This window comes from Chromobacterium sp. FG22 (genome assembly GCF_057809415.1).
Genome location: NZ_JBMDJX010000063.1, coordinates 1 through 3767, shown reverse-complemented (window position 1 = coordinate 3767; position 3767 = coordinate 1). Strand labels below are relative to the sequence as shown.

3 protein-coding genes are annotated in these 3767 nt (G+C 56.5%); all 3 read left to right on the top strand.

What is annotated here, in order from left to right:
• Window positions 1-249: 249 nt before the first annotated feature.
• The 3 genes from ygfZ (at window position 250) to ACODSD_RS24680 (ending at window position 3568) form a co-directional block, all read left to right on the top strand.
• Window positions 250-1287 (top strand): CAF17-like 4Fe-4S cluster assembly/insertion protein YgfZ, encoded by a 1038-nt coding sequence (gene ygfZ, locus ACODSD_RS24690; RefSeq protein ID WP_235089670.1) that lies wholly within the window; start codon window positions 250-252, stop codon window positions 1285-1287.
• A gap of 102 nt (window positions 1288-1389) precedes the next feature.
• Window positions 1390-1695, top strand: a complete 306-nt coding sequence (locus ACODSD_RS24685) for an H-NS histone family protein (protein WP_048414938.1) — start codon at window positions 1390-1392, stop codon at window positions 1693-1695.
• A gap of 166 nt (window positions 1696-1861) precedes the next feature.
• Window positions 1862-3568 carry a hypothetical protein gene (locus ACODSD_RS24680; protein WP_107798410.1) on the top strand — a complete coding sequence of 569 codons (1707 nt, stop codon included), beginning with the start codon at window positions 1862-1864 and terminating at the stop codon, window positions 3566-3568.
• The last annotated feature ends 199 nt before the right edge of the window (window positions 3569-3767 follow it).

Sequence of the window (3767 nt, the reverse complement as noted above, 5' to 3'; positions counted from 1 at the left end):
ACCTGCGACCTGCGGATTAACAGTCCGTCGCTCTACCAACTGAGCTATCAGGGATTTGAGTGAGGGCGAACTATAGCTTCAGCCTGTCGGGCTGTCAACACTTGCGCGGCTGAAAATCGCTTGCGTCTGTCGGGCGGCTTGGACGCGGCGTTGACGCCCGCAATTCACCGCTGGCGAAGGGAGGCGGCGGCGCGTTAAAATTTCGTTTGTTGACAATGCGGGAATAGCCGCGTTTTTGAGGTGGGTTAAATGAATCTGGACGGTAAGCTCAGGCTGGATGCGCGCGCAGAGCGGGCAAATAAAGATGCGGCGGAAATGAATGTTCATTTGCGGCAGTTGGAGTCTTTGCGCGCAGGCGCCGCAATATCGGTTCTGGATAAGCATAAAATCATCCAGGTGGCGGGAGAGGACGCGGAGGCCTTTTTGCAAGGGCAGCTTTCCAGCGATGTGCGGGAGTTGTCGGACGAAAGCCATGCCCAGTACAGCAGTTACTCTTCAGCCAAAGGGCGAATGCTGGCCAGCTTCCTGGTTTGGCGGAGCGACGGCGTTTATTGCCTGGCGGTGTCGGCGGATCTGGCCGAATACGTGGCCAAGCGCCTGAGCATGTTTGTCTTGCGCTCCAAGGTGAAGGTATCCATTGCGGATAATCTGACCTTGATTGGCCTTGCGGGCGCGACGGCGCTGAATACGCTGGCCATTGAGCCGGCATTGGCGGCAAGCGTTGGGCCGCGTGAAATGATTCGAGTGGAATTGGGCCTGTTGATAGGCCTGCCCGGGGCGGGCTGGGTGCTGGCGGTGGATGAAGCCGGCGCAGAGCAGCTTGGCGCAAGGCTGACGGAGGCGGCGAGCCTGGTGTCCTCCAGCGTTTGGGACTGGCGGGATATTGACGCGGGCATCCCTTGGATCAGTCTGGCGACTCAGGAGCAGTTTGTGCCGCAAATGGCGAATATGGAATTGATTGGCGGGGTAAGCTTTAAGAAAGGCTGTTACCCGGGGCAGGAAATCGTCGCCAGATCGCAGTATTTGGGGAAAATGAAGCGCCGCATGTTCAAAGTGGCATTTAAACGGCCGCTCGCCATCGGCGCCAAACTCTATAGCCCGTCCGTGGCGGGGCAGTCGATTGGCATGGTGGCTGCGGTTTGCCAAGTGGCACCGGATCAATATGAAGGCTTGGCCGTGGTTCAATTTCAAGCCTGGGAAGAAGGTATTTACGCTGACGAGGCGTACACAATAAGGCTTCAACAACTGGAGCTGCCCTATTCCTTGAATGAGGGGGCTGAGAATTAATTGATAATTTCTGTTTTGTTTCCTTGACTTGAGTGGAAAGGCTTGGCTACATTATCATCTGTAACGCACCACTACTCTTACAATATATTTGGGAACATGCTAATGGAACTGTCGAAATTGGATTTTACTCAGCTGGTGGCTCTGCGCGCCGATGTCGAAGCTGAAATCAAGCGCCGCGAAAGCGAAGAAAAGTCCAAAGCCAAGAAACAAATCATTGAACTTGCTCGCGCTTATGGTCTGAGCGTGGAGGAAGTGCTGGGCAAAACCGGCGGCGTGCGCAAGCCGGTGGAAGCCAAGTATCGTCACCCGGCCAGCCCGGAACTGACTTGGACCGGCCGCGGCCGTAAGCCGGTGTGGGTACAAGAGTGGATCTCCAGCGGCAAAGCCCTGGACGCTCTGGCTATCTAAGCAAACTGCGGGTTTGCAATGAATTTCGAAAGCGCCTGTCATGGGCGCTTTTTCTTTGTCCGACGGCCAGCGGGCCGGCTTGCGGCTTGCTATAAATGGATGTAGCGTTCAAGCTGTTTCGCGTAGTGATTGAAATGTGCTGACATTGTCTTGAGAGTGGGCGGCTATGCTGGATTTTTTTTCAAGAGGGGCTAAAGGTCGCTCCGACCCGTTGGCCAGCGCGGAAGCGGCCAGGGAGTTCGTGGCGGCTTTGAAGAAGGAGCATGGGGCGGCCGCGCATGAGCGCGTGGTGGCCTTGCTGTCGCCATTGGAGTTGGATTGGCACAATATCTCGGTGGATCGCGTCGAAGCGCTGCTGGCGCTCAATCAAGAGACCGAATCGCTGCACGAAAACCTCTGCGCGCAATACTTGCTGAATACGCGCATGCCCAAGGCGCTGGAAGCGCAATTGCGAAGCCAGATACTGGCGTACGGCAAATGCTTCATCGATAGTTATCAGCATGTGCTGACGGTCGACGCCGATTCCGTTGAAGGCGCCAAGGTGCTGACGCTGCTGCCCATCGTGCTGTCGCGGATGATGTTCTATCTTGGCGAGCATGCGCGTTGGCATTGGGTTCGAAGCTTTAATCCGGAAGAGGCGTTTTGGCTGGGGGTCAACCAGCTATATTGGTTCGCCGAGCATCATGGTTGCGATTCCGTGCCGGTGTTTCTGTTCGGCGATGGTCAGCCTGCGACGACGGTTCAGGATCAATTCCTCATCTTGCATATGCTCGCCGTGCTGACCGGGGGCAATCTCAGCGCCAGGCAATTGCACTTCGCCTATCAATTGCTGCAAGTGCTTAGCAACCGTATGTCATTAACCCGGGCTTGCGCGGAACATTCGAGTTTTGTGGTCTCTTTAAAAGGACCGCATCCCGCGGCAAGAGCGTCGGGCGGCCTGGTGGACGAAGCCGCGCGCTACTGGGGGACAACGGATCTGGTCGAAATCCTGCATGGCTGGAGCATTGTATTGGACGCCGGCAGAGTGCCGCCTGAAATTAAACGCATGATGGAACCGGGCATAGACGCGAATACCTTGCGCGCTTTGATGCGGGAGTGGGCCCCCCAGCAAATGCGTTTTGAAAGGGCGGAGCGGGTGCCCGTTTCCGGGCAGAGCATAGAAGTGGCGTATCGCCTGCCCGTGCTGCACCGTTTGATTCGGGTCGTGGACGAGGCCAAGCAAACAGGCGCGCTGGAAGACGGTAATTTCGATGATGCGGCCAATATCCGTATTTATGGCTTCGTTACCACCAGGAAGCGGGACAAGGGCGCGCCGATGCCTGGGCTTGCCTTGGGCGGGGAGGCTGTTTCTCAGCCGGCAAAAGAAGAGTTTTCGCGCTGGGAAGTCGACAACGTCAGCCAAACCGGACTGGGTGTGACTTTGGGGGCGATGGGGAACGAATGGGTGGGCCTGGGCGCCTTGATCGGTTTTCGCGAGAAATCGGTGGATGGATGGAGTCTGGGCGTGGTGCGCCGAGTGAAGCGTAATTCGGCGGATCAGATCTACCTCGGGGTTGAAACCCTGAGTAGAAGACCAGTGGCGGCTTCGCTGCGGCCAACCGATGTGAGGCTGATCGATCCCACGCTGCCGCCTGAACAGGTTTGGCTGGCCGGGCATATCGCCTTGTTCGTGCCATGCCAGCGCTCGGGCAAGGTAGTGAACGCCTTATTGCTGCCGTTATCCTTATATGTGTTGGGCAAGGAATTCTACATGACGGCCAAGGGCAAGCATTTCCAGCTCTCTCTGGGCAAGGTGATGGATAAGGGCAGCGATTGGTGCTTGATCGAGGTGGAATTGGTCCAGGCTTTGGAAAAGTTGCCGGTTATGCCGTGACTTTCCATCATTAAAGGTGAGATTGAGAACGGGCCGAAGCTAAGCTTCGGCCCGTTTTTCATGGTTCGGCGGGGCGGTTGAGGTGTTTCGGCAAATACCCTTTACGGATATTGCTTGTCGCATCAAGGGTTTGCCCTATGAGGCCCGCTTTTGTTGAGGTTTTTCTCGCAAAAGGTGTTGACGGGTTTAGGGGGCTGAC

Coding starts and splice junctions, on each gene's coding strand:
- ACODSD_RS24685 (WP_048414938.1), top strand. CDS start 1,390: ATGGAACTGTCGAAATTGGATTTTACTCAGCTGGTGGCTCTGCGCGCC.
- ygfZ (WP_235089670.1), top strand. CDS start 250: ATGAATCTGGACGGTAAGCTCAGGCTGGATGCGCGCGCAGAGCGGGCA.
- ACODSD_RS24680 (WP_107798410.1), top strand. CDS start 1,862: ATGCTGGATTTTTTTTCAAGAGGGGCTAAAGGTCGCTCCGACCCGTTG.